The sequence below is a fragment of the Virgibacillus salinus genome, from assembly GCF_900102415.1.
GTDB classification, from domain to species: Bacteria; Bacillota; Bacilli; order Bacillales; family Amphibacillaceae; genus Lentibacillus; species Lentibacillus subterraneus.
Genome location: NZ_FNKD01000003.1, coordinates 613,170 through 639,521, shown reverse-complemented (window position 1 = coordinate 639,521; position 26,352 = coordinate 613,170). Strand labels below are relative to the sequence as shown.

The 26,352-nt window shown below is 36.5% G+C and carries 27 protein-coding genes and 1 pseudogene; 5 read left to right on the top strand and 23 right to left on the bottom strand.

What is annotated here, in order from left to right; translation table 11 throughout:
- Positions 1-420 precede the first annotated feature (420 nt).
- From BLS02_RS15180 to BLS02_RS15160, 5 genes are all read right to left on the bottom strand, one after another.
- A complete protein-coding gene (locus tag BLS02_RS15180; protein ID WP_092493860.1) occupies positions 421-957 on the bottom strand; it encodes a GNAT family N-acetyltransferase in 537 nt (178 codons plus the stop codon).
- A 114-nt stretch (positions 958-1,071) separates the two neighbouring features.
- Entirely contained in the window at positions 1,072-1,272 is a 201-nt protein-coding gene (locus BLS02_RS15175) for a PspC domain-containing protein (protein ID WP_425445168.1), read from the bottom strand.
- Between the two features lie 51 nt (positions 1,273-1,323).
- Positions 1,324-1,716, bottom strand: a complete 393-nt coding sequence (locus BLS02_RS15170) for a hypothetical protein (protein WP_092493858.1) — start codon at positions 1,714-1,716, stop codon at positions 1,324-1,326.
- Between the two features lie 87 nt (positions 1,717-1,803).
- A complete protein-coding gene (locus BLS02_RS15165; protein WP_092493857.1) occupies positions 1,804-2,448 on the bottom strand; it encodes a hypothetical protein in 645 nt (214 codons plus the stop codon).
- A complete protein-coding gene (locus BLS02_RS15160; RefSeq protein ID WP_092493856.1) occupies positions 2,441-2,977 on the bottom strand; it encodes a sigma-70 family RNA polymerase sigma factor in 537 nt (178 codons plus the stop codon). Before BLS02_RS15160 ends, BLS02_RS15165 begins: the two co-directional genes overlap by 8 nt.
- Positions 2,978-3,179: 202 nt before the next feature.
- On the opposite strand from BLS02_RS15160, the gene BLS02_RS15155 reads away from it, so the two are divergent.
- Positions 3,180-4,172 (top strand): DUF3231 family protein, encoded by a 993-nt coding sequence (locus BLS02_RS15155; RefSeq protein WP_175476861.1) that lies wholly within the window; start codon positions 3,180-3,182, stop codon positions 4,170-4,172.
- Between the two features lie 19 nt (positions 4,173-4,191).
- Here BLS02_RS15155 and BLS02_RS15150 read toward each other — a convergent pair whose 3' ends face one another.
- Complete coding sequence (locus BLS02_RS15150) at positions 4,192-4,674, bottom strand: DinB family protein (protein ID WP_092493854.1); 483 nt, start codon at positions 4,672-4,674, stop codon at positions 4,192-4,194.
- Positions 4,675-4,775: 101 nt separating this feature from the next.
- Positions 4,776-5,741 carry a helix-turn-helix transcriptional regulator gene (locus BLS02_RS15145; protein ID WP_092493853.1) on the bottom strand — a complete coding sequence of 322 codons (966 nt, stop codon included), beginning with the start codon at positions 5,739-5,741 and terminating at the stop codon, positions 4,776-4,778.
- Positions 5,742-5,834: 93 nt separating this feature from the next.
- Here BLS02_RS15145 and BLS02_RS15140 point away from each other — a divergent pair, with 93 nt between their 5' ends.
- On the top strand, positions 5,835-6,704 hold the full coding sequence (locus BLS02_RS15140) for an SDR family oxidoreductase (protein ID WP_092493852.1): 870 nt from the start codon (positions 5,835-5,837) through the stop codon (positions 6,702-6,704).
- A gap of 412 nt (positions 6,705-7,116) precedes the next feature.
- Here the strand turns inward: BLS02_RS15140 and BLS02_RS19225 are convergent, their stop codons facing one another.
- From BLS02_RS19225 to BLS02_RS19360, 15 genes and pseudogenes are all read right to left on the bottom strand, one after another.
- A complete protein-coding gene (locus BLS02_RS19225) occupies positions 7,117-7,359 on the bottom strand; it encodes a VOC family protein (protein ID WP_254788786.1) in 243 nt (80 codons plus the stop codon).
- Positions 7,360-7,519: 160 nt separating this feature from the next.
- Positions 7,520-8,332, bottom strand: coding sequence for a pentapeptide repeat-containing protein (locus BLS02_RS15130; protein WP_092493851.1), 813 nt, complete (start codon positions 8,330-8,332; stop codon positions 7,520-7,522).
- Between the two features lie 136 nt (positions 8,333-8,468).
- Positions 8,469-8,729: a GNAT family N-acetyltransferase gene (locus tag BLS02_RS19220; protein WP_092506285.1), complete on the bottom strand. Its 261-nt coding sequence runs from the start codon at positions 8,727-8,729 to the stop codon at positions 8,469-8,471.
- A gap of 352 nt (positions 8,730-9,081) precedes the next feature.
- Positions 9,082-9,537 carry a GNAT family N-acetyltransferase gene (locus BLS02_RS15120; RefSeq protein WP_092493850.1) on the bottom strand — a complete coding sequence of 152 codons (456 nt, stop codon included), beginning with the start codon at positions 9,535-9,537 and terminating at the stop codon, positions 9,082-9,084.
- 401 nt (positions 9,538-9,938) lie between these two features.
- Positions 9,939-10,547 (bottom strand): GNAT family N-acetyltransferase, encoded by a 609-nt coding sequence (locus tag BLS02_RS15115; RefSeq protein ID WP_092493849.1) that lies wholly within the window; start codon positions 10,545-10,547, stop codon positions 9,939-9,941.
- A 35-nt stretch (positions 10,548-10,582) separates the two neighbouring features.
- A complete protein-coding gene (locus tag BLS02_RS15110; protein WP_368073022.1) occupies positions 10,583-11,050 on the bottom strand; it encodes an HAD hydrolase-like protein in 468 nt (155 codons plus the stop codon).
- A 634-nt stretch (positions 11,051-11,684) separates the two neighbouring features.
- Positions 11,685-12,656, bottom strand: a complete 972-nt coding sequence (gene uvsE / locus BLS02_RS15105; protein ID WP_302846748.1) for a UV DNA damage repair endonuclease UvsE — start codon at positions 12,654-12,656, stop codon at positions 11,685-11,687.
- A 219-nt stretch (positions 12,657-12,875) separates the two neighbouring features.
- Positions 12,876-15,008: an MMPL family transporter gene (locus tag BLS02_RS15100; protein WP_092493847.1), complete on the bottom strand. Its 2,133-nt coding sequence runs from the start codon at positions 15,006-15,008 to the stop codon at positions 12,876-12,878.
- Between the two features lie 185 nt (positions 15,009-15,193).
- The gene (locus BLS02_RS15095) at positions 15,194-16,567 is read right to left on the bottom strand and encodes a sensor histidine kinase (protein WP_092493846.1); all 1,374 of its coding nucleotides are present in this window, start codon (positions 16,565-16,567) and stop codon (positions 15,194-15,196) included.
- Complete coding sequence (locus BLS02_RS15090) at positions 16,564-17,241, bottom strand: response regulator transcription factor (protein WP_092493845.1); 678 nt, start codon at positions 17,239-17,241, stop codon at positions 16,564-16,566. The genes BLS02_RS15095 and BLS02_RS15090 overlap by 4 nt, the downstream gene beginning before the upstream one ends.
- A 260-nt stretch (positions 17,242-17,501) precedes the next feature.
- On the bottom strand, positions 17,502-18,503 hold the full coding sequence (locus BLS02_RS15085) for an LLM class flavin-dependent oxidoreductase (RefSeq protein ID WP_092493844.1): 1,002 nt from the start codon (positions 18,501-18,503) through the stop codon (positions 17,502-17,504).
- Between the two features lie 235 nt (positions 18,504-18,738).
- The gene (locus BLS02_RS15080) at positions 18,739-19,413 is read right to left on the bottom strand and encodes a DUF2726 domain-containing protein (RefSeq protein WP_092493843.1); all 675 of its coding nucleotides are present in this window, start codon (positions 19,411-19,413) and stop codon (positions 18,739-18,741) included.
- Positions 19,414-19,809: 396 nt separating this feature from the next.
- Positions 19,810-20,685: pseudogene (locus BLS02_RS15075) on the bottom strand (phosphorothioated DNA-binding restriction endonuclease).
- Positions 20,686-20,743: 58 nt separating this feature from the next.
- On the bottom strand, positions 20,744-22,261 hold the full coding sequence (locus BLS02_RS15070; RefSeq protein ID WP_092493842.1) for an SAP domain-containing protein: 1,518 nt from the start codon (positions 22,259-22,261) through the stop codon (positions 20,744-20,746).
- A gap of 351 nt (positions 22,262-22,612) precedes the next feature.
- The gene (locus BLS02_RS19360) at positions 22,613-22,735 is read right to left on the bottom strand and encodes a hypothetical protein (RefSeq protein ID WP_302846747.1); all 123 of its coding nucleotides are present in this window, start codon (positions 22,733-22,735) and stop codon (positions 22,613-22,615) included.
- A 360-nt stretch (positions 22,736-23,095) separates the two neighbouring features.
- On the opposite strand from BLS02_RS19360, the gene BLS02_RS15065 reads away from it, so the two are divergent.
- The 3 genes from BLS02_RS15065 (at position 23,096) to BLS02_RS15055 (ending at position 25,307) form a co-directional block, all read left to right on the top strand.
- Complete coding sequence (locus tag BLS02_RS15065; protein ID WP_092493841.1) at positions 23,096-24,022, top strand: prenyltransferase; 927 nt, start codon at positions 23,096-23,098, stop codon at positions 24,020-24,022.
- Positions 24,023-24,589: 567 nt separating this feature from the next.
- The gene (locus BLS02_RS15060) at positions 24,590-25,072 is read left to right on the top strand and encodes a DUF2975 domain-containing protein (protein ID WP_092493840.1); all 483 of its coding nucleotides are present in this window, start codon (positions 24,590-24,592) and stop codon (positions 25,070-25,072) included.
- A gap of 10 nt (positions 25,073-25,082) precedes the next feature.
- Positions 25,083-25,307: a helix-turn-helix domain-containing protein gene (locus tag BLS02_RS15055; protein WP_092493839.1), complete on the top strand. Its 225-nt coding sequence runs from the start codon at positions 25,083-25,085 to the stop codon at positions 25,305-25,307.
- Positions 25,308-25,800: 493 nt separating this feature from the next.
- Here BLS02_RS15055 and BLS02_RS15050 read toward each other — a convergent pair whose 3' ends face one another.
- Positions 25,801-26,172: a hypothetical protein gene (locus BLS02_RS15050; protein ID WP_254788785.1), complete on the bottom strand. Its 372-nt coding sequence runs from the start codon at positions 26,170-26,172 to the stop codon at positions 25,801-25,803.
- Positions 26,173-26,352 lie beyond the last annotated feature (180 nt).

The following is a 26,352-nucleotide window of genomic DNA, read 5'->3' as shown; positions in this document are numbered from 1 at the left end:
TTAAACATCTGAATTGTAATTCACCAAAAAGGGTAAAAATAATGAACTTAGAATACCTAAAAGAAAAATTTACAATACACCAACAACAATATATAAAGGACGAATAACAAAATGCCTCGAGCGTAAAGCTTTTTCAAGCTTTGTTCCGCACATACTGCATTGTATTGCCCTATTAGAAAACCATAGTGAAGTATTGATTTTTCCCCTCCAAAATTGATGTTACAGACATTACATTTTGGCAGGTTCATTAGTACTCCTTAAATCAAGTCATCTTTATCCAGTATAGTAGGCACTCTGGAACAAATGAAATTTTATCGTTTACATTATAATTTAGTATCAATACAGATTAATACTAAAATCCAGAATCATTCTTGAACAATCTCTCCAGTTACTTTAAGTAAAGAATGTCACATTTTTAAATTATTGTTTGCTCATGTATTCCCTTTTCAAAATTCCCATGGTGATTATGTCGTGCCATTTACCATTTCTATATAAACTCTCTCGCATTACTCCTTCTTTCTCAAATCCAAGTTTATTATAAATATGTATTGCTCTTTCGTTAAGAGAGAATACCCTAAGTGAAACACGATGTAGATTTAATTCTAAAAAAGCATATTCAAGTAACATCTGTAGAGCTTCAGTACCATATCCCTTACCCCAATATTCCTTTTCGCCAATATCAATAATACATTCAGCATTTCTATTTTTTGTATCGATATTAATTAGCGACGTTACACCAATTGCAGTATCGCTTTCCCTCTCCTCAATGATATAACTCTTAGAAGATATTGAATTAAGAATTATATTTTCTACAAAACTTCTTGTTTCATCAAGAGAATATAAATCTAATGATGTGCTTGTTGTTTTCATTACATCCAAATCATTTCTCCAAGAATGATACTTTTCAATGTCAATTTCCATCATTTTTCGAAACTGAAGTCTTTTTGAGCTTAACATATAAACTTATCTCCCTTATATTTTTTACTTACCTCTCTCTTCAATCATTAAGCTATTTTCCTTCGCCCTCAATGATTGAAAAAAGATATTATTAATGCAAGATAATTTAGGCGTTTACAATGACGGAGGGCTATCAGACATTGTGTTAGCGAGAATTATATATATGAGTAAATTAGCAGGTAAAAAAATAAATATTAGTCTCACTGCAAATGAAGATATACCAAAAAACTCAGCTATACCCCCACAAACACCAGATAAAGACTTATCTGTTGATGATTTTCTTAATTTGTTTTGCAAACTAATTCCCCCTTTCATATTTCTCAAAAGACATATTCCTTGAATTAAAGATCCTGTTAATTATAATTATTAAATTGGTTCTTCCATCTCCCTTTTTAACATCCATTCTCCATTAGTAAGTTGCCAGTTTTCAATAGTGAACAGTCTCGCCAATACTTTCTTTTCTCTTTCTATCAATTGTTCATAAAATACAACAGCATTATTAATATCCTTTAAACGAATAACCCTATTTTTGAATTTCTTTTTAGCTCCTGATAATTGCTTAACAGACTGTTGCATTCCACTTACCGCCTCTTTCCTATTGAAAATAATCGGTTTTTCGTTAACACCTTTGAAAAAAGCAACATAATAATCTTCAGCCATTCTTTCTAAAGATGATGTGTCACCTGAAATCATTGCTTCATTCCAATTCATGATAAATTCATCGTGCATTTTAGTAAATTCATTTAACTGGTTATCCATTTCAAACTTTTCCCCCTTTAATTTTTAATGTTTGTTTTAGGTAACGGAACCCATTGTAATTTTCTACTCGACATTTATAGGGCCGTTTTATTCATCAAACTTCACGATATAATATCTGTCAAAGGTTTCAACAAAGTACCAGTCCTCGAATTCGATATGCCAGCCTTCATTTTTGGGAAATACATAGGTGTTGGCAAATGTCACTGATCCTCCACCTCGAATGATACCGGATTTCCAGCCATCATTCTCTATTATCTTAGTGTCATATGGGTTCATTTCCTCACCATTCGAGGAAACCAAATCAAAAGCAAGCGGGTTAACATCGGAGACCCCAGTAAATGTTGATGTAAATGTTATAGGAATCGTAAGCACTTCCATACCTTCTTCAATCTTTGTGGTGTCGACCGATGGGGGTGTTTGAATTGGATCACCAAAAAAAAGAGTTTTATACTGCCTATCCCATACTTTTTCACCTAGCTGAAAAGTAAAATACTCGTCTTCATTCGCATAATCCTGAGCAGTATTTTCAAAAAAAGGGTTTATTAACACAATTAATAAAGATAAGGCACATGCCAAAATGAAACCATTTCCAATACTTTTGTACATTATTCTATTTTTCTTTGGCTTATGACCTTCTGCAATTTTCATTTGAATCGCTCTTTTATCATCCTCGGTAAAAACATTTTCTTCTCCCATATATTTGTTTAAACTTTTCTTAACTCTCCTATTCAATGTCCACACCTCCCAGCAGTTTTTTTAGCTTTCCTCTTCCACGTTGCAACCTTGTTTTTACAGTGGATTCATTCAATCCAAGAGTATCCCTTATGTCAGCAATCTGCATCTCCTGGTAATAAAAAAGAATTATAATTTCCCGGTATTTAACAGGAAGTGAAAGAATAGATTTTGCTACTAACAATTCCTCATCATTTTGTATCATTTGGCTTTCAGGATTATCATCTATAGTAACTAAATATTTTTCTGGTAAGTTATTAATTAATTTCACTTTTCGAAAGTTCCAGGATTTAATAAAGTCTTTGCATTTATTGATTGCAATACTGCATATCCATGTCTTTAAACTTGATCTCTGTTCAAATGTCTCTAATTTTAAATAAACGATTACAAAAACATCTTGGGTAAGATCCTCGGCCACAGACCAGTCACGAACATATGTATATATTAACCTTTTTACTGACTCACCGTATGTTTCCATAATCTCGTTAAAAGAGATCATTTCCCCACTGATCAAGTCCTCTTCTTCCATCAAGCAACCCCTCCCGCCTTTATATTTGACGACACACCATACATTAAGGTCCCACTATAAATACAAATGCAAAATTGGATATTACAAATTAACTCACGGGACGATGGACCTGTCCCTCCGTCCCAGTATAGAAATTGGATGTTTGCACATAATATTATTGTGTACATACAACTACATAGAATCTTTTGGAGGTAATATTATTATGACTACACAAGCGAATTTAACAGCATCAGAAGTTGCAAATCTATGGTCTGCTTATAATGATAATGCTGCTACGATTATCAAGATGAAATATGTATTGGCTATTATGGAAGACAACGAAATACGCCCTATTGCAGAAAAAACACAGCAATTTGCTGAACAAAATATTGAACAGATTAAACAAATTTATGAAAATGAAGACCACGCAGTTCCTGTAGGTTTTACAGATGCAGACGTAGATTTAACGGCTCCACGTCTTTTTGCAGATACTTTCTTTTTAGTATTTTTACAAAACAAATTTACCATGAACTTAACTTCCTATACCATGGGACTGACTCATTCAACTCGTTCTGATATACGGGACTTTTTCACACAATGTATAGATACTTCTGAACAAATTTATAATGAAACAACAGACTTAATGCTCTCAAAAGGAATCTATGCAAGATCACCATTCATTCCAGTACCAAAAACGGTCGATACAATAGAAAGACAAAATTTCTTAACAGGTTGGCTGGGAAACCGTAGACCTTTAACCGCAATTGAAATTGACCAATTGTTTTTTAATATACAACGTAATGCTATTGGTCACGCATTGCTAATAGGTTTCAGTCAAGTTGCCAAGGCTAAAGAAGTGCGGGAATATATGCGTCGCGGTGCTGATATTGCAGAGAAGCACATAAAGGTTTTCAACTCTGTTTTAACGGAGGAAGATTTGCCTTCATCCATGATTTGGTCTTCTAATATTGAAGAAACAACAGTTTCTCCTTTTTCAGATAAATTATTGATGTATGAAGTTGCTGGAACTACACAAGCAGGTGTTGGTTATTATGGACAATCATTGGCTTCCGCTCAAAGGCGTGACCTGGGTTCCCACTACATGCGAGTGTTAGGTGAAAGCTTAGAATACGGTGAAGACGGCGCAAATATCACCATTAAACACGCTTGGCTGGAGGAACCACCACAGGCGGTAGATAGAAGAAGAAAAATATAAAAAATTTGCATAAACTGATCTACTTATTTTTACGTTTCCAGCTTTTTTGCAGCTTCCGTATATAAATAATTTGGCCAATGTGATAGGCGTTATGTGTTGTTGCATTTCCGAGTAACTCCCACCACTTTGCAGTGACTGGAAATCCTTTCACATTGTTTTCTACATTTTCTTCAGTCAGGAAATCTTGCCATTTTATCAAAACCTCTATCAAACGGTTTCTAAGATTATCAAAGGTTTGATTTTCTGAGATGATAAAGCTTTTATCGTTTTCTATAGAAGGAACAGCTTTAACATCAGATTTATCAAACCTAGTTTGCCATGTTTCATTCCAGTAGATAATGTGTTGTACAATTTCAGCAATGCTATGACAATCTTCATTAGGCTTCCAAAATGCTTCTTCTTCTGTCAAACCTTCAACTGATTCTGTAAATGGGCGGTACCAGCTAGGGTCATTTACGTTTTCTAAAAACTGATTTAATAAAATATCTTTTACATGTGACATCCCTTTCACTCCTTCTGCAATTTTGGGTTAGAATATATAATTAGCCACCTTTATATTAATTCGGTTTATCTTTAGAAACTCCTTTATTAAATCTGCAGACCCTAACTATTGTAGAGCTCCAAAATGTCATTTGCTTTTTTTGCTAATATGCTCTGTAAATGCACCGGTGAATGAACCCTAATTTGATTGCCAAACCCCAGAATGAAATTAACAGCTTCTTCTTCAGTCGGAAATTCAAGACTTAACTGTACCCATTTACTGTTTGGCTGCTTCGTTGATTCGTGTAAGTGTCTAACAAAACGGCCCGTAAACATAATGCGGTTAATGATCTGTCGAGATACTTCTACCTCCACTTGATACGCAGGCAAATTTTGAATAAACGCTTTCTTGGATTCTTTCCAGTATTGTGACAAGATAAATCCGCCGGGCCTAGTAAATGACTCTTCCAATACGGTGAAATTTATAATACGTGATAGCCTGAAATTTCGATATGAATTTTGAGAATTAATAGCTATTACATACCACGTACTTCCTTTTAAGACTAAACCAAGTGGATTTATCATGTAAGTTTTCATTTCATTATCCGCTTTTTTATATTCCATTGTTACTTTTTTATTTTCCATAACTGCTTGTTGGATAAACTTCATAGATCCTATACTTTGTTGTGAACCATGCCATGTATCTGTGTCGATATATATGCGTTCCCATAAGTTGGCAGCATTCTGCCTTACATGATTAGGTACAGATAACAATAATTTTTGTTTCATCTCTTCTGTTGATATATTCAGATTTAAGTCTGATAGAACTTTTTCAGAAGCTGGCAGGAATAAAGATATAATCTCTTTTTCTGTTAACCAGCTCAGTTTATTTTTCCACTCATCAATAAGTCGCCATCCACCTGCTTTTCCTCTTTCAGAAAATACTGGTATTCCTGCAACACTTAAAGATTCCATATCCCTATGAATAGTTCTTTCCGACACCTCTAATTCATTAGCTAACGTCCTTGTAGAAGTCGTTTCTCCGTGCTGCAGTAATATAAGTATTTTAATTAGCCGCTCAGCTTTCATAAGTCCACTCCTAAAATTATTTTTCAATCATGACAAAAGGTGTCATATTAAATAGTATATAATTCTAGTAACAGATTTGAAAGGAATGATTATATGAGTACGTTAAACGGAAAGATCGCTGTTGTTGCTGGTGGAACTAGAGGAGCCGGTCGGGGAATTGCTATTAAACTGGGGGAGGCAGGTGCAACTGTTTATGTAACAGGAAGATCCACCAGACAGGAAATGTCACCTATGCAAAGAAAAGAAACAATTGAAGATACAGCCAAATTCGTTACGGATGCCGGTGGACACGGTATCCCCATACAAGTCGATCACACTGAGGAAAAACAAGTCGAGGGCTTATTCAATCGTATTAATAAAGAGCAAAATGGACAGCTTGATATATTAATTAATGACATCTGGGGAGGTGATCCACTTACAAACTGGGAAAAGCCATTTGGCGAGCATGACTTGCAGGACGGATTGCAAATACAAAAACAAGCAGTCCAGTCACACATTATTACTTCTCATTATGCAGTCCCACTAATGAAGAAAAACAACAAAGGATTAGTCATTGAAATTACAGATGGTACAGACAATACATACCGTGGAAACTTATACTACAGTCTCGCTAAAATTTCTAATATTCATTTGGCACAGGCCCTGGCTGCTGACCTTAAAAACTATAGAATAACGTCAGTTGCAGTAACACCTGGATTCCTTCGTTCTGAAGCGATGCTCGATTTATTTGGCGTAACAGAGGAAAACTGGCAGGAAGGCGCAAAAGTAGAAAAGCATTTTATTGCCTCTGAGACTCCTTTTTATATCGGAGAAGCAATAAAACACCTTGCCTTAGACACAGATGTTAACCGATTTACTGGGAGCGTTTTAAGTAGCTGGCAACTCTCCGAAATATATAACTTTACAGATATTGATGGAACTCAGCCTCATTGGGGTAATTACTTTGAGGAGAATGTGAATTAGAAAACTTAGCTTATCGCCAAGCTTTAATATAGATAAGCCTTAGATGCGCTTATGCAGTCAGAAAGGATTTATACTTCTTAACTGCTAAAAAGTTTGATTTCTAAACAGAGGCACTTGTGAGTTATAATACAGAGATTCACAGTTAAAATTCACGTGACAGTAAAAATGGCTTGTGGAAATATCCAAGCCATTTTACTTTCTAATATCTGTTGTACAACTAATAAATAATTTTTAGAACAGGTTTCAATAAAGCCCTATTCTTCTTAAGCCTCCTTCAATGCTTTTATGTTAATTTTCTTCATTTGCAGCATTGCTGACATAACCCTACCTGCATTTTCAGGGTCTGGATCATCAACATTTCGGTTAAGACTGTCGGGACTATTTGCCAGGACACACCATACTTATCTTTAAGTCAACCGCACTGTTTCGCCTTTTCATCTCCGCCTTCAGAAAGATTATCCCAGTAGTAATCTACTTCTTCCTGTGACGCACAATTGACAATAAATGAAATTGCTTCATTAAATTTGAAATGTGGACCACCATTTAACGCAACAAAATTCTGACCTTCCAGCTGAAAATCCACTGTTATTACAGTTCCCTCTTCTTGACCGTGAATTTCATATCCTTCTTTTCCATTGTATTTACTATTCGACAATAACCCCCTAATTCCCTTTCCTTTTTTACGTAAGATAAATCCAGTATATTATTCAATTAATCCTTATTAGATACGAAAAGAGCGCCGATTCTTATTCAAGAATGGCGCACGATTGAGGAAGATCATTTCAAAGACTATATCAAAAGTAAATGGTAATCCTTTATTTCAACCAATGGCTTGGTTTTTCTAAATAGTCGGGAATTTGAGTGTGATTATCACCTTTTGCAGAATTGATTTGTGACTGTGTTAGAAAAAGAGCTTCTTTTAAATTAGCGCCACTTAGCTCTGCGTCTCTAAGGTCAGCCCCAATAAAATCAGCCTTTCTCAAATCACTATGGCTTAAATTAGCTGCAATCATTAGCTTACCTCTAAAATCTGCTCCTTGTAAATCCAACCCTTTTAGGTTTGCTCCTAAGTAATCTAAGTCTTTCTTTTCTCTTTTCTTTTTACTCTTATTAATAAGGTCTGCACGATACAATTTGCTTGTCTCTATCAATAGAGCGTTCACATTGCTTCTATGTGCAACAATATCTATTTCTAATATCTCCTTAGGCGTTTTTATGGTTAGATCAACCGTTTCTTCGTAGATCTTTTGCAGGCTAGGTTGAAATGATTGGGTTTCCTTTAGACCCAAAGCTTGTTTCAGATACCAGAGCATTTCATGCAATTGTTGCACGATAGGGAATACGGCGAACATTTCTTCAGCACGTTCTGATTCCTTTCGCCAGTCTTCACCCTTATAAATAACCTGTGAAACACGCTGTCCAGCGCCAAAACACTCATAAGCTACACAACCACGAAAGCCTTTATCTCTTAATTGGTCATGTATTGAACACAGATTGTTTGAACATAAATGTCGGCAAGGTTCTCCACCGTCTTTGTTGAACGGAAAATCTGCTGATTCCGCATAAGGCAATGCTACACAGCACAACCCAAAGCAATTCTTACAATCTGAATGTAAATCTTCAAACATTATTAAACACTTCCTGTAATTGCATAGAATATTTAAAGTATGTATGAAAAAGTAAACTGTTAATATTTTCAATTTTAACGCAGTCCGGGTAGAAATCAACCCTTAAACACTAAAATTAAATCGGCTTTAAGTTCTCTTAAGTTTTTATTATATCAGTTTTAAGGATACTCATATAAATTCGGTTTACATATTTTCCGTTTTTAAAGACCTCATCCCGTAGTACACCATCTTTATAAAAACCTACCTTTTCATAACAACGAATTGCTCCTATATTGTCTGAGTCAACAGTAAGATAAACTTTGTGTAAATTTAAACGACTAAATGCAAAGTTAACAAGAATTTCGACTACCTCAGTTCCATAACCCTTTCCCCATTCTGATTTTTCTCCAATCCACAATCCTAACTCAGCATTGCGATTTCACGGATTAATCTTATACAATTGTGCGTTCCCAATGGACTTATCCTCTTTATTAATAATTGTAAAGTAGACACTTTTATCATTTGATTCAGCATACTTTCGTGTCTGGTCTCCATTCCCAGATGGTAAAGTTGAGTTGATTTCAGGGTCTGATAACCATTTAAACCGAAGTCCCAATCTTCTTCAACAACTGGTCGGAGTGTTAATCTTTTACCTTTCAGCATAAACCACCCTAACTTTTTCTTCTTAAACTATCCTGCTTCTTTAACGCAATAAGGGCTGTATCCCTTAATCAAGATAAGCACCCTTTAGTTAAGCAAGACAAATAATTTTATATCTCTTTTATCATCATAACATTTGTAGTTTGATAGCCTAGTTTCTCATATAGACCTCTTGCTACTTTGTTATGACCAAAAACGTGAAGTCCTATTTTCCTTAAACCCAATTTTTTTCCCATCATTTCAATTTGATTCATTGCTTCCTTACCATACCCAAGTCCCTGATATTTTTCTAAAATCCTAATATCACGGATAAATCCGTTCTCGTTATTCTTTTGTTCAAGCCATACTGCTCCTATTGTTTGACCTTCATTTAGAATAGAATATAAAAAATTATTTTCGGTGGTCTCACCTTTGGGCAAAAGTTTTTCATATTCCTCTCTCGCCTTACTAATAGACTCTTCTTCATTCCAATTATTAGATAATACTTTTTCTTTAGCATAACTTTCTACCGCTGATTTAAGATATATTTGAAATTCCCCAGAATTCATTAACATTAAAGTAACCAATGCTTCCCCCCTAAAAATATACTGACTCTTCTTGAACAACCCTGCTGCTGTAGTTGAACAAGGATGCAATGCCTCATTCAAGGAAAGCACCCGTTAATGCAATAAGAACAAGTATATATAAGCTGAACAAAAAACATTTATTTGTTATGTTTCCTATCTTTTATAAATAAACCAATTAGTGTAGGGATAAAACCAAAAACCAAAATAAAAAATTCGTTTCCAAAAAATCTAATTCCAGGCTCATTTTGTATGTAAAGTGGAAGTAACATCAGTGCAATACCGAGCAACATTACTTTTATAGAACCCACAATATTTCCCCTTATTTTTTTATCAATCCTGCTGCTATTGTTGTACTAAAGCACCCGTTAATTTAAGTACACTATTTCACAAGGTTCTTATGTTTAGCGTTTGTATCTATTGACCCCTAATCTAAAGTAAGAACTCACATTCTTTTTAAGATAATCTTCTTGGAAAATTCCCCAAACAGCACAATCCTTATATTGATTTTTTGAATTACGTATCATATGTTTGATTATTCCTTCTTTTACCATTCCTACTTTACTCATGATTTTTCCAGAAGCAGGATTGTCAGTATTATGTGATGCGGAAATCTTGTGTATGTTCATGTGCCTAAAACCAAAATCCACAACATCTCTTAAAGCTTCAGTACCATAACCTTTGTTCCACCACTTATATCCAATGGAATAACTTACCTCACAATTTCCAGTGGAACTGTCAAAATCATATAAATCAATTTCTCCAATTAATTCACCACTGGATTTTAATTCAATTCCCCAGTAACAAAATTCATTAGATTCATATCCACTAACAATCTTAGCTACTCTCTCAACTGTTTCCAAAATAGACTTGTGTGCTGCATTAATTCTATTGTCTGTTACTCGTTCATCTGAAATCCAGTTATCAAAGACACTTTGTGCATCGATGTGTTCCATTCTTCTAAGGGTTAGGCGATTGGTTTCTATTTTCGGTGTTCCTCCATATATAATCAAATTTTCACCTGCTTAAAATTGTTGTTAATAATCCACTAGAAAATACATAAAAGTTCTTCAAAACTTTCAATTACTTTATCATATTGACTTACTTGCCCAAATCCGTATTCAGCATATATAAAAGGAATTTCAGCAAATCTGGCTGCTTCTAAATCACCCTCTGTATCTCCTACATAAACCGGATTTGACAAGTTATTTCTATCAATAACTAAGATAATATTTCTCCCTTTTGACAGGGCGGTTCTCCCAGGGTTTTCAAAATCAAATAAATACTTTTCAAGTTTATGGTACTTGTAAAAAGTTTCTATGTAGCAATCTTGGCAATTGCTAACAATGTATAGTTTGTATTTTTGAGAAAGCTTTTTTAGGACATTCTCTACATTTTGATAGAGAACACCGCCATTTTTCTCTAAGAAAGAATGTTCTACTTCGCAACAATCTTCTAGTTGTAGCCGTTCCTTATAACATAGGGTAGGAAAGAGTTTCCTACTTATTTCATTCATCTGTAACCCCATTGTATCTTCAAAGTCTTTCCTAGTTAATTCACTTTTTATTGATTATTTTTACTTATAACGGTGTTCCAAGCACTGAGCACTGTGTCTATTGAATCCCATGGTTCCATCATAAATCAAAAATAATGCTATCCAATTTATTTTTTCTCCCCTTCAAAGTAGTTTTTATAACTTATTTTTTCTTCTACAGCTTATATTATAGGATAGCTAGTTTAACTATTACTCCTTTTTGAAGTAACCTGCGTCGTTAGTTGAATAAGCTCGTTCTGTTTTTCTATCTATATTTTAACATAAAATCCCAGAAAACCTTTCCAAAATATAGAACAACTCACTATTAGCATCGCATATCACATTTAAAGCAACATTGCTTTTAACACTCGTTTTCACAACTTAAATCCACACTGTACATAATTTTATGTACGTTTGTTAAAAAGGTTGCTATTAACTATGTCAATCTGGGTGTTAAAAACAGATAAACGTTGTCATATCAATAAAAAAGGGTACGAAACGCTATGCGATTTGTACTCCTTTTTAGTGTGATATTTATTGTTTTCTCTCCCTTACTGAACCCGTTACTTTTAAAGGAAGGTGCTCAAAGTAGTACGATTCTCTCTACTAGTTAGTCTTACGTGATATGAAAACAACCTCCATCAACGATTTCAATCTCAGGATACTTTTGTATATCATCCATTAATTTAAATAAAGCAGCATCTTTCTGTTTCGCTTCGATCATACAGTCAATTTGCGAAACAGTTCCTTTTATTTCCCGCAAAAAATCCATAAACATCGCACTGTCCACATAGTCAGAGTGGGCGCGAAATTGTTTATCTGACTTGGGACTTGAAATATGCATTTTCACAGGTACAGTGGAGGAATCCCACGTCTGAACAACGCGCTCCCAATCTTCACGCCAGTTTTCTGATTCTGTGTGATTTGCAAGGTAGTGATGATAATCAAACACCATCGGTACAGCCAGCTTCTCACTTAGATATAATGTATCGGAAAGTGTGAAGACCTTATCATCATTTTCCAGAATGATCATGCTTTGTAAATCAGGCGACACAAATGCCCAATTATGAATAAATTGCTCGAGGGCTTTTTCTTTATCTCCATATCCCCCGCCAACATGCAGCACACAGCGATGTTCAGGATTAACTCCCATCCCCTGCAACAGCCTATAATGCATGCGCAAGCTTTTTATCGAATTTTTTAAAACATCTGGTCCAGGCGAATTCAACAGTACAAAATGATCAGGGTGAAAATCGACCCTGACATTAGTATTACGTGTAAGAAATTTTTGTATTTCTTCCAATGATGATTGCACGGATTGAATATAATCCCAGCCTTTAAGATCAGGGTGAGTAGCCAAAGGGACGAGCTTAGAGGATAGTCGAAAAAAAGCAATATCATGCGCCAAATTATGCCGCAGCAATCTGAGACAATTATGTAAATTCGTTTCTGCGATTTGTTCTAATTTCCGGATAGCCGCATCCCTATCGTCTAGTTTTGAAAATCTGGTGTAGGTCATCGTTTTAGACGGTGAAGCATTTTCCAAATGCACGCTCATAGCAACATAGCCAAGACGAACCAAAGTCAATAATCTCATCCCCCTCCAATTTAATCCATACACCAAAATAGGATGTCCAATATAACGAATATTACTCTTAGTGGGACAATAGGGACAGGAACCTTGTCCCGTTTTTAAAAAATAAAAAGAAGTAAACGCCCTTGAGCGATTACTTCTGTCTAGGAATAAGTATAATCTAGCAAAAGAATAGTAAATTAAGCGGGATAAGGGGTTCTGACCGGGACAACCCTACTTCCCGGGCCAGAAGCTCCATTTCCCTAATTTCAGTATAATTGCTGGTGTGAGTATTGTTCGTACTAGGAATGTGTCGATTAGTACGCCTAGTGCGACAACAAAGCCGAACATAAATAGCTCAAGAATTGGCTGGGTTGTTAATACTGCGAACGTCGCTGCCAGGATGAGTCCCGCTGATGAGATAACGCCACCTGTCCGCGCTATTCCCTGCTTCACCGCTTCTTTCAATGAATGATTTTTATATGCTTCCTGAATACGTGATACCAGCATGATGTTGTAGTCAACACCGAGCGCTACCAGGAAGACAAACGCATAAATTGGAATTCTGTAGCTCATTTGCTGCAGATCAAATACGTTTTTAAAAATCAGATCGGAAATTCCAAGTGCTGCGCTATAAGATAATAAAATAGTTGCCATCATATAGATTGGTGCAATAGTTGATCTGGATTGGAAACCTAGCATAATCGTTATAAAAATAGTAACAAGAACCATCACTACCATCGTATCCCGATTATTCAGCGACCTGACATCAAGGTTCTTGGCAGTTTCACCGGCAAAATACAAGTCTGCTTCTTCCTGATTAAACCCGCTATTATCCAATATATCTTCCTTGTTGTCACGCAACTTTTCCATGGCATTCAATACTTCATGGGTATATGGATTTTCCGAGAAAACCAAGGTCAGTTTAGCAGCCCTGCTGTCTTCAGATATGAAGTCCCGATCATTAAACGTAACAGACTCTATCAACCCCTGTTCCTCCAGCTGGGTGACTAACGGATTAATGCTTTCTTTCTCGATAGCATCATTAGATGTGATAACCACCGTTGTTGGTGCGACTTCACCTGGTGTGTATTTTTCCTCGATTAATTCAAACCCTTCCCGTGATGACATATCTTCTGGGAATGATTGTAGTAAGTTATACGAATAACTTATATTAAAAGTGTTCAGGGAAAATAATATCAGCAATGCAAGCACGCTTATGCCCGTAACAAGAGGTTTCCTTGTAACAGCATGGCTGATTTTCTCCCAGACATTATTTGTCTTCACTTGTTTATCTTTTTCAACCCGTGGTATTACTGGCCAAAATGATCTTCTGCCGAATAAGGTAAATAGTGCAGGAACTAGGGTCAATCCTGCTAGTAAAATAAAGAACATGGCAACAGAAAATACTGGTGCAAAATTACGATATGGTTCAAAAATAGCCACGGACAATGTGATGACAGCGACGAGCACAGTACCACCACTAAAGAAAATAGGCTCCCCGACACGACTCATGGCTCGCTTCATCGCTTCATATTTACTTTCCACGGTTTGCAATTCCTCTCGAAACCTAGAGAAGATGAACAACGAATAATCCGTGATCGCTGCAAATAATAAGATCATCATTATCGATAGTGCCTGGCTTTCAACTGTAAACCAACCATTTTCTCCAGCAAGGCCAATCGTGCGGTTGACAACTTCATAAACAATTCCTGAAGCTATCAGCGGTATCAAAGCGAGCAATGGCGAACGGTAGATAACAATTAGAAGCACCAGAATCAGTCCAATAGTCGAAAACAATAAGACCATATCTCCACTAGAAAAAAGTTCAAGTGCATCAGATGAAATCCCAGCTGGGCCCGTAACTGACAACTCTATCCCTTCAGAAAGAGACCCTTGGACCGTTTTCTCCATCATTACGACAAGTTCATTGATTTCATCCATTTCCAGCTCTTCCTCTAGATGGACTGGGAGTACCAGTGTAGTTTCGTCATCTGACAAAAATGACTGTTGCATCTCCATGTTCATTTGGTTAAACGGAATGATACTGTCGATTCCTTCTATTTTCTCTTCGTTTATGGAGGCAAGTCCGTCCCCGACTGCTGCGTTGGACGCCTCATCAAAAGATTTCTTCTGATGAAATACAAGAATTGCAGGCAAAACATCACTGCCCTCAAAATGTTCATTCACTTTTCCGTCCGCAATAACGGATTGTGCATCCCGAGGCAAGCCTGCACCACTGGAATTGCCAGCAAACTCTTTCGCTCCAGGTGCTATAAATCCTAACGCTATCACGATGATAAGCCAGACCGATAAGACAATAATCAAGCCTTGTTTACTGTTGATCATACGAAATAATTGTTTCATAAGAACCTCCTGTAATCTATTTTGACGATAAAGGAGACTAGAAAACTGGCTTATCACCAAGCCTTAGTTGCACTTGTGCAGTAAGAATGTATTTATGCTTTCTTAACTGCCAAAGAAAAAACACCTTCTGTCCCTTTCCATGTATAACTGTAAAACAGGAAAGTGAACAGAAGGTGAATAATACGTTACATTTTCGGTAGTATGACATTAAAAGCTGTTCCTTCGTCCAAAACGCTTCTAACATTAATACGACCACCATGCATATCGATGATTTGTTTAACAATTGATAGACCAAGCCCAGTCCCTTCCGTTGTACGTGTACGAGCATCATCTGCCCGGTAAAAACGCTCAAAAATTTGTCCTTGTTCTGCTGGTGCTAAACCAATCCCTGTATCCTGAAAGGCGATTTCCACTTCCGATTGCCTTTCGATAATGGTCAGTTCGATTGATCCGTCCGGGCAATTATATTTAATCGCGTTAGTAAGCAAGTTTTCCCATACTGTGTACAACATGTCAGGATCACCTGATACAATTACTTCATCAAGGGAATAACTTACCGCGATTTCCTTTTCATCGAGCAGCCAGCGATATTTTTGTATAATCTCTTTTAGTTGTGCAGTAACATCGACCATTTCTTTATTGCGAAAATTCCCCTTTTGTTCGAGTGTTGTCAGAACCAGTAGCTGTTTGGTTAGCATTGACATCCGATTTGTTTCATCATGAATGACTTGAATATAGGCATCTTTATCTTCTTTGGTTAACGTGTTGCTTTCCAGTAACCTGGTGTAGCCCTGAATATTCAACAATGGCGACTGAATATCATGTGACACATTAGATATAAAAGATTTTCGCATTTTATCAAGTTCTCCCAAACGTGCGATCATTTCATTGAAACTGCCTGCCAGTTGACCGATTTCATCCTTGCGATTAATATCAAGATGAACATCGAAGTCCTCTTCAACGACTTTGTTGGTAGCACTGGAAAGCTTGCGGATCGGATTCACCAGCATCCGTGAGCCTATCAACACCGCAATGATACTGAGAATAACCATTACAATGATCATCCAGCCAAGCACAAAATGGACTTCACTGAACAACAACTCGATGTTGGGACGCATAAATAATGCGTAGCTTTCCCCCTGATAAGTAAACGGCACACCTACTGTATTTGTCAGTTCATTGGCAAAAAAACCCGTTACGAACGTTTCTTTCGGGAAATTTTTCATCCCGTGATATACGTCGCCATTCAAAACCTTCTCTTTGACCTCGCTGGCCAATGTCTTGTCCCGAAAGCTGCCACCATAAAACTTTTCCTGACCCGAGCTATTAATGACAAATAATTGATAGCCTGAAGCTGCCGTATGCTTCAGATAGCTGTCCAGGTTGTCCTGCGTTACAGCAAACTCCGCCATCCCTTTAGCAATCTCCATATTCTTACGATCATTTTCCTGTTTCACCGTTTGATGATAATAGGTATTCGAAACCATAAAGCCGACAATAGTGCTGAACAGCATGATTAAAATCGTGGTGATAACGAACTTGGAATAGAGTGTTCTCATGGCTGGCGCACCTCTAATCGATACCCAACACCGCGAACTGTAACAATAGCAATGGCATCGGTCAGTTTAGTTAATCGCTCCCGTATCCGTTTAATGTGGACATCAACAGTACGGTCATCCCCTTCAAAATCAAGCCCCCAAATATTTTCAATCAGATAATTTCGGGTAAAAACTTGATTAGGACGGGAAATCAGTAGCGAAAGCAATTCAAATTCTTTTAGTGGCATTAAAAGAATCTGGTTTCCCACTTGAACTTCATAGCTTTTCCTATTGATGGTGACTTCTCCAACCTTATTAACCATATCACTCTGTTTATCATACCGTCGCAAAACTGCCTGGATACGAAACAACAACTCTTTCGGTTCGAACGGCTTAACAACATAATCATCAGAACCCGAGCGAAAGCCTTTTTCTTTATCGTCCATTTCACCCTTAGCGGTTAGCAGAATTACAGGGATATCGAAATCTTCTCTAAGTTGTTGAGTCAATTGAAATCCATCCATCTCAGGCATCATGACGTCAACAACAGCAAGATCAATATGTATTCCTTCTATACTTTCTAGTGCTTCCATCCCATCACTTGCTTTGAAGACCCGGTAACCTGCCCTAGTCAAATAGATATCTACTAGATTCAAAATGTTCATATCATCATCAACAATTAAAATCGAAGTCATCCCACTCACCCCTCCTACCATTTCATATAATAACCTACCCAACAAATCATTATAAAACCAAAATATGAACAGCAGATGAACAAGGGACAATGGGGACAGGACCCTTGTCCCGCGCCATCTTCCTTATAGAAGGGATGTAGTAGGATGACGACATTTGAAGCATTGAGTTTAGTAGCGCAATTTAGTCTTTCACTAATAGCGACACTGACACTATATTTATACTGTCAATATAGTTGAAGATGTTCACTTCAGTCCCTACATCATCTTTCAATATCAAAAACTTCTGCAAGCAACCTATACGAATGCACTTTTGCTTCAAATTCATAGATATTTGTTATGATCATAAATTCATCTGTCTGATAAAACTCACTGAGACGCATCAGTTCTTTTTTGACCTTTTCCGGTGTTCCGATAATACAGCGATCACGGTTTTTCTTGATTTCGTTTAATTCTTCATCGCTGAATTTTTTATTCTTCACTTCTTCAATCGAAGGAACCTTCGTATCCGCTCCCTTTCCGACACTTAATAGCCACTTGTCCTGACTCAAAGCCAGTTCTTCTGCCTCTTCTTGCGTGTCGGCGCACACAACAAATATACATACCATCGTTTCTGGCTGGTCAAGGCTTGGCGAGGATTGAAAACTGTTTCGATATGCTTCCATAACTGCCTGGCCGTTAGTTGGTTTAATAAAATGTCCAAATACGAATCCAAGTCCTAATTCAGCAGCATTCTGGGCACCTCGTTCCGACAGACCCAGCACCCATATTGGTGGCACACTCTCCAACCGCGGAGCCGCTTTTACCATGCGGTACGGATGCTCTTTTGGTAACGTATTATGCAGAAAACCCTGCAAATCGGCTAGCTGTCTTGGAAAATCGCGCAGGCTTTTATTGACGCTATCGGTCAATGCCAAGCGGGTAGTCTGTGATCCACCCGGAGAACGTCCAACTCCCAAATCAATTCTATCTGGAAAAAATGCTTCAAGCGTTTTGAAATTCTCCGCCACTTTATACGGGCTATATTGGGGAAGCAGCACTCCTCCTGAACCAACGCGTATTGTGTCTGTATGCGATGCAATCCGTGTAATCAGTACTTCCGGCGATGTACTAGCCAATCCATTTGTATTGTGATGCTCGGCAACCCAATACCTTGTATACCCTAACTCTTCTGTTATTCTCGCAAGCTTTAATGTGTTATTCAACGTCTCTTTGGCATCGGAATTTCTTGAAATCGGTGCCTGATCCAATACACTTAATTTCATCTGGGCTGTCCCCTTTCACGCTCCTTCTAAATAGAATGAAGCAACCGCCCCTACCAATGGCAAGCGATTACTTCTTCAATTGATCAATTGCTCTTATGCGGTCTGTAGTAGGCGTCAAGTAGTGCTTGATGCCTTGTTTTTATTATTAGGATATGTTTGTATCATTATACTGTCAATATGCTTAAAACCAAGTTTCACTAGTGATATCCAATCAATTATACTCCGTTTTATATACCTATGAAATATAAACAACTTCTCTACACTTTGGGAAATTAGGACAGCCATAAAATTCTTGTCCTTTATAATCACCTTTTTTTGCTTCACGTTTTACCATTGGCACTCCACATTTTTTACATTGAGGAACTGAACCATTGTTAGAATCAGTGGTTACTTCCTGACTATGTTTAGACTCTATTCGATCAACGTCTTCAAGTACAGAATCTAGTTTTTCTTGTAGCTCTGCGAAAGAATATGCTTTCTTATTTTGAAATCTAACTAATCGCAAATTAGCTATTTCAAAAACTTCTTCAACAAATTTATCACGTTCTATTCGATCAGCTCTTTGATGAGATCGATCATCTAATTCAATTCCACAAAAAGGTTTTACCGTGTCTGTTGAACACAACAGAAAATCAACATGTTTTCTGCTAATTTTATTATTATAGGTACTTCTTTCACTTTGATTACTCGCATGTACGAAGAAAATATCTTGCAGAGAAACCTTGGGACATATTATTGCTCTATTTCCTATGTATTGCTGAAGTACTTTATAAAAGGATAACTCCGCATTAGATAAAAAGTCATCCCTCATAGCATACGGTAATTTAGTTTCTTCCTTAACATTCTCTTTTGGTGATTTTCCAATAAATTTGAAAAAAATCCCCAAACAACCAGGATTATTATTAGACATTCTTATAACACCTCTATTTGAATAATACAATTGCTTCTCGTACAACAATCGCACAACTTATGTAAGTAATATCTTCACAATTGATAACAACCTATATTATATCTGTACTAAAGAACAACCCTTCACACAATATGTTTATTTTAACATAGGCACCAATAATTCTAGATAACTCTGAACATACAAGTGATTGCTAATTGTTTATACTCAAAAATACAATAAAAACAATTTACTAACAACCTATAATTTCTATTTAAGGTGTTAATACCAATTAAATGTTGATATATTTATTTTTTCAATATCGTCACCAACCATTTCAATACCACACTTTAGAAAACTTTAAATTCGCCTAGCCATAATGTCGAAAGCCTTAGCATTTATGCAGTAAAATAGGATTTCTTAACTGCAAACAACATACCTTTCTGGTCCTTTAAATACTTCATGCACATGCCAATCTAAATAAGAATTATTAGGATAGTATACAGGTTCAATTGGCTTTCTTATCATCAGACCATGATAATCTAACAGCATTTCTTTAAAGCCACTAGTTCCATGGGCATCTTGGGAGACGATCAATTTTCGATCTTTTGAAATTGTAAACACACCTCTATCAAACAGTTTGTGGTGTAGTGAGCAAAGAGCCAATCCATTTTCTTCTAGATCTGGCCCGCCTGCCTAATGCCATTTAATATGTGCGGCTTCAATCCCTACCAATGTATGTGAAAGCCGAACGTTAAACCCGCAGACCGCACAACTATATCCATATGCTCTTAGTATTTTCTCTCTAAAATAAGGGTCGCGTTTCTTCCGCTTATAAAAATTAAAGTCTAGACCAACTGATTTAATTATATCTTCATGAATGGTATCCGGAAAATGTTTATCTAAAATGGATTGGGCAATTTCCTGCAACAGATTCGAATCTTCAGTTAAATGATTAAAAACCTCACGAGTGAATCCACCTGCAATATTATTAGTAAGCAAGTATTTATTGCTGGGGCTCTGATAATTCACCTCACCATTCAACTCCCAAATCCCATCATTCTTCAATCGTACGAAAGGTTCTTCTGGATGATAGGATTTCCGTACAGGACCAAATTCTATTAACAATTCCATTAATTTATTTCTTACAAATTCATATTGTAGAAGTCTTGAATTAGTAGCCTGAACCTGGCCAAGAGCAAATAATATTAACAGCGGCTTATGCGGAGCCCGCTGATCTCCTTTTTTCCAAATAGTAAGATTGTCTATTCTTTCATTGAGTTCGAGAACATCCATTAATTATTACACCACACATCACAATTGTTGGTTCCTATTTTGATTAATACTTCAATAGCTAAATTGCCCACGCCATCCTGCTCATTAGTAAATTCCGACTCAATTCTCCTGTAAGATTAAACACTTGTAAATTAAATTTAGGATTTTTCTGGTCGGAATAGCTTTTCCATTCTTCAGCTACATACTTTAAATCTGAGGCTTTTATCAGAGCAACATCTGTATCTTGTTCTGAAAATGCTTTCAGTTTTTGAGCTTGTGCAACTGCTTCCTTTGTATAGTCTTGGACTACAACTAAGAAGGTTGTCACTCTCGTTTCATCTGAGCGAATATATCCGATAAATTGATCGAAATGGCTTTCTGGGAAGGTATATGGTTTTTCTGTACTTTTGTTATCCCATAATATTACTTCCTTTGAACTATATTTAAGTTTACCGTCAGCGTGTTTCGACCCTTTCATGTCAACTAGTTCCAATCCTAATTTCTTTTCAAATAAATAACGAGTTGCTTCCTCGAAATATTTCTCGACATTAAGGTCCTTATCAATGATTTTATTAACACGTAATGCTTTATAATCTCTAGAAGCTAGTTCCTCATAAAAGTCATAAAGTCTAGACCTACTATCTGTTGGGTCGGTTGAAATAGGTGTAGATATATTTTCATAGTAATCTATAATATTTTGTACCCTTTCACCCTTAGTACCACTAACTTTAGCTCCTTCTAGATTTTTTAATATATCTGATAAATCTTTAGTCCCAAAAGCATTGAGAGCAGTGGAAGGTAGTATGTTATGCTTGATAATCCGTTCAATCATATCGCTTTTCTTGCCGCTAATATTAATGTTTAAACTAGTTAATATGACTTTTAACTGGTTAACATTTAGATCGTTAAGTAATGTTTCATAAACTTCATTCCTTAATTCTCCACCCATTTCATATCGGACAATACGAGCAATTTCCTTTGGAATGATGTAATATGAAGTATCTTCTTTGAAGCGTAGAATCAGACCTCTTGATTGCAAATTTCTCAAGGATTTTTCAATCTGTTTTGTGGTGTGAAGTTTATTATTTTTCTGAGGGAATCTACCAATTCGACTTTCTAATAGATAATGATCACGTTTTGAGAGATCAAGCTCTTTACGTAAAACATTTAATATATTAATTTCATGGGTATTTAATGAATCGTCTTTCTTCCATGCTTCTATTAAGACAGCACTGTAAATTCTTTCTGCATCGTTACATATTGCAGTTTTTATATAATCGTCATCAGTGCTTTGTTCCACAATTTCAGATTCCAGCTTTTCAACCTCATTAATCAAATCGCTTTCACTTAGAAGGTAACCTTGCTGTTCCATTAAGGATAGTAAGATCATTTCATTTAATAGTGTGATATCTCTAATTTCAGTATTAAAATTAAGATTTCTTTTTACACGTTCTTTATTCTGGAACTCATCAACATTCCTTATAATAACTTCTCGCATTTCTTCTTCCGTATCCATTCGTACATCTTTAAGAAAACTATCAACAATTCGTCCGAGATACAACTTAGACATTTTAGGTAATATATCCTGTAAATACATAAATCATCATCCCTCCAAATTAATCATCTTCTATTACCAATGATTTCCTAATTGTAATATATCACAAAAATCAAACATATGTAGTTAATTAAATGAATTAGAACAGTTGTACTACAAATTTCCTGATAATAGGCTTCTACTAATCAGAGCTACTTTATTATAAGATTATCTTATATTAAAGAATATCTCCCATGCTTTACTTTTTCCCAACCAGGGATTGTAGATTCATATATATATTTGTCCAACTTCTTCATTTCATGACCACCTCATCTAATTGTATATAAAAAACAGAAGCATTTGGAATCACTTCTGTTTTTACCGTGTATGCAGTATTCATTTATCAAAGATAATTTAAAAAATAACCAATTCATGTAATGCCTGAGTTGTAGCAACATATAGCAATTTTCTTCCAAAATCATTTTCATTCATTTTATAATCATCATAGTTATATATAATAACTGCGTCAAATTCCATCCCTACTGCCCTCAATTGAGTACCATTAGAATTCTCATCTTACTCCCAACTTGTTACTAATCTATAATAATTACATACTTATTACTTTTCCCAATTTTGGCATATTTTAGTAAATAGCAGGACAAATAGTAGAAAAATTTTAGATGGATGGAACCTAATTATATTAAATTTCAATAACATTCCCTCTCCATGCCACTTTTCACCCACAACAATCGATAGTAGTTATGAATAATGAAATTATTCATAACAGGACACCTTATCTCCATCCGAAAATACTAATTCTAGCTTTCATATCTTTCCAGAAAGGGTATAGTGTACAGTAGAAGTGATATGCATTAGAAAAAGGAGTTAGAAAAGATAATGAATCAATCGCTACTAGCCCCAATCAAAAATAGCTGGATTCTATTACGGTCAATAGCGGTAGTCTCTTCAAGCATTACGACAATAGTTTCTACTGTTCTTCCCATATTCTTGTATTATACTGTCGCTCCTAATAAATTGCTCTTGATATTCCTGTTATTACTATTTGGCGCCTTCCTGATTCACGGAGTATTGACGCATGTGTTGAATGACTTCGCTGACTATAAATCAGGAACAGATCAAAACAGCCCGGCAATTTTGTCAGGTGGTAGTCGTGTCATTCAGACTGGTGTTATTTCTGCTTCTTCACTCTGGCTGCTGGGTAAATGGCTTATTTTATCACTAAGTTTGATTGTCGTAGGATTAATCATATTTGGTTACTTTAAAATCGCTCTATTACTTGCCATCGGTTTATGGGGAGCCATTTCATACTCGCTCCGTCCAATTCAATTCAGTTATCGTCCCTTTATTGGGGAATGGCTGTCTATGTTTCCGTCTGTTTTTGTACTCGGGCTTGCCGGTGCCTGGCTGACGCTGGATTCAATCCCGACATGGGCTCTGCAAAACGCACTCATCAATGCCTTATTTTGTTTAGCCTGGGTAATGGTTCATCATATACCAGATCGAGAGGCTGATAGAAACGCTTCTCCTATTAAGAAAACAAGTGTCGTCTGGGCTTATGAAAAATTCGGATCTGCGTTCAGTCGTTTACCCGCCCTGTTATATTTCACACTGGTCGGATTATGTGCGGTCTGGCTAGGAACCGATCGTATCTTGGCAATGATTGGAACGTTAGCTGTGGTAGGGACTGCCATTTTATTAGTCCTCAAAATGCAGATAGATAATCATTATCAAGTCTCTGCATATGAGAAAATAATCCTTATACTTGCGATGATTAATGGGGTTTGGCTTGGCATTTTTATTTAATTATTCGGATTCTTGAATCTATGTTTGACGATTGCCCCGCTAGATTGAGCTAGAGTATTAGATTTAAGTTCTGACAAATATAAATAGCCAGCAGAAACGCCCTAATACAATCTAAGCGTTTTTCATCTTGTTCCACTATAAGACCAATCGTTCAGGATTGTGCCCACAGATTTGGCGGATCCTCATTCCGTTATTTCCTATAAAATGCCTATTTTTATCGTGTTATGTAATCCTTATTCCTCTATTTACCCTTTGCGACCACATTTTCCATTGTTATTGGGTAAATAACGGAACCAGGAACCGATCCAACCTTACAGGACGGCTTTTTCACCATTTAGCGGAATCACAATCCACTTTACTAGTTTGAAATCCACATTCCGCTCACTTGCCCCCTCATTCCTGCTACCATGTCTTTAATACTTCATCATAAAATAGTTAATGCTTTTTCCTTACCAAAAATAATCCTCCAAACAATAATAATATAATACTATTCAACATTTTATTATTGTAAAACAATAAATAATATGGTAAAGTCAATTTGATAAATAAATAAGTGAGGTGCTTTTTATGAAACGTGGATCAACACTCTTTTTAAAAATAGCTGTTATTCTTATTGGACTTCCGATTCTTGCTTTGTGTATATTTGGGTTGCCTATCATAGCTAAAGAAGCAGCAGAAAGTAATTCGGAGTTTGCTTATGTACTATATGGCATTTTAATAATTATGTATGCATCGGCAATACCGTTTTTCGTTGCATTGTATCAGGCTTTTAAACTTTTAAGTTATATTGACAAGAACAAAGCATTCTCGGAAATATCTGTAAAAGTTCTAAAAAATATAAAATACTGTGCAATGACAATCAGTGGCTTATATGTGGTTGGTATGCCATTCTTCTATATCTTTGCGGAATTAGATGATGCCCCGGGTGTCATATTGGTTGGAATGCTCTTTATTCTTGCTCCATTAGTCATTGCTGTCTTTGCTGCTGTTCTCCAAAGACTTTTGCAGGAAGCGATTAATATAAAATCAGAAAATGAATTAACGGTCTGAGGTGAGTAATATGGCGATTATAATCAATATTGATGTAATGTTGGCTAAAAGGAAAATGAGCGTAACTGAACTTTCGGAGAGGGTTGGAATTACGATGGCTAATCTTTCTATATTGAAAAATGGAAAGGCAAAAGCGATTCGATTATCTACTTTGGAGGGTATTTGTAAGGCTTTAGATTGTCAGCCTGGAGATGTTTTAGAATACCGAAGTGATGATAGTAAGGAACAGATTTAGAGTTCGTGTTATTAATACTGTTCGCTAGTACCTGAAATCTACCGAAGCAATGGTACAACTCCAGAACAAAAGCGCAAGCGCCTGTTCAGCGCCGTATGGACTGCGCTCAGCGCTGCGGGTGGGTCGACGTTGCCGCGCAAAACGGCGGTCTTAGTCGATCTTCCTTTTCCCCTGAGATAAAGGATACCCTAAGAGCGTAAGCTGCCCTACAGGACGTGGGATAGTTCGACGTTGCCACAGGATGTGGTGGGTTTAGTCGAACATCCTTTATTTCTTATCGTAAACACGGGGAGGGAAGTCCACTAGGCGCTAGGCGCTGGCCGGTGAGAACGCCACGTCCTGTGGCGTCACTGGCACTAGTACGTCCTGTACGTCGGAGCTGGACGTCGCTGATTCGGAATTCCAGTTATCCACAGCACTTAAACTTTATAATTTCCTAAACAATAATAAAAGGCAGCATTTAAACTGCCTTAAATCACCTTTAAAGTAGCTATTAATAGAATCCTCCACCGTATCCGTACCAGGGATAAGGAGGGTAGTAATATGGGTAACGGAATAAACTTCTGAAAAAGCGAAACGGGAATCGCTGTCTGCGGAATCGACGAAATCTTCTTCGAGGCCGTCCGTAGTTATAATCATATCCATAATCAAATTGTCTGTTCATTTGTTTTTCATCAACTTCTTCTGGAACTAACATGGTCACACCTTCCTCATCCATGCTATCGATAATTCCATCAACCTGTGATCCATCGCTTAGCTGTCCTATGACATGGTAGCTCATATACTGTTTACATAGCCCTTTAATTTGGTCAGGTTGGTAATCTCCCTGATATTCATTAGGATTCATCTGCATATTATTGTACACTAAACACCTCTCCTTTCTTTACATAGTATGATATTCTCCCAGCTTGGGTTATGTTACCATATAATTTAGATAGACTACCTTTAAATCACTAGGGGGAGTTAAAATAAAAAAACGTTCGGAATTCATTAACGGGTTCACTTCAATGGTGCAAAAAACACATTATAAAGCACTAACAAGGTC